Annotated in this window: 1 protein-coding gene and 1 pseudogene; both read left to right on the top strand. The window is 50.1% G+C overall.

The annotated features are described in order from the left end of the window. On the top strand, positions 1-641 hold a 641-nt coding region (locus R7093_RS24960), incomplete at its 5' end, for an ABC transporter permease subunit (RefSeq protein WP_318146984.1). Next, a pseudogene (gene proX / locus R7093_RS24955) lies at positions 634-800 on the top strand (proline/glycine betaine ABC transporter substrate-binding protein ProX); the annotation flags it as partial. The gene R7093_RS24960 and the pseudogene proX, both read left to right, overlap by 8 nt.

The raw sequence follows: 800 nt of genomic DNA, 5'->3' as shown, positions 1-800 counted from the left end.
CGGTGTTTTTCTGCTTGTTGATTGGCTTACCCATGGGGATCTGGCTAGCCAGAAGTCAAACCGCCGCCAAATTTGTAAGACCAATATTGGATGCGATGCAGACCACCCCGGCGTTCGTCTACCTTGTTCCGATAGTGATGCTGTTTGGTATTGGTAACGTACCGGGCGTTGTCGTAACGATCATTTTCGCGCTACCGCCAGTGGTTCGATTGACCATTCTTGGGATTCAACAAGTACCGGAAGAGCTTATCGAAGCGGGTCACTCTTTTGGTGCAAACAAAAAGCAAATGCTGTATCGCATTCAATTGCCACTTGCGCTGCCAACGATCATGGCGGGCGTCAACCAAACCTTGATGCTTTCTCTGTCGATGGTGGTTATCGCCTCGATGATCGCCGTGGGCGGTTTGGGTCAGATGGTGTTACGAGGCATCGGACGACTGGACATGGGTCTGGCCGCTGTCGGCGGTTTAGGCATTGTGATCCTCGCTATTTTGTTGGATCGCATTACGCAAGAGCTTGGAGTCAACACCAGCAATACCAAACTTCGCTGGTACCATACCGGCCCTATCTCTTATCTGCTCAAATTTAAAACCAACAAGAACCAAAACGGCCTAAAACTTAGGAGAAATACGAATGAATAATTCATGGAAGAAAGCGCTGTCTGTCGGCGCGCTAAGCACAATCGCATTTTCGACTTACGGCTTTGCCGGAGAGTTACCGGGTGCAGGCGTCACGGTTCAACCTGTACAGTCCACTGTCGCTGAAGAGACATTCCAAACGTTGATCGTAAACCGCGCTCT

It is taken from the genome of Vibrio sp. 1580 (genome assembly GCF_033340055.1).
Note: the sequence above shows the minus strand (reverse complement) of the source record. Positions and strands in the feature narration are given on the sequence as shown.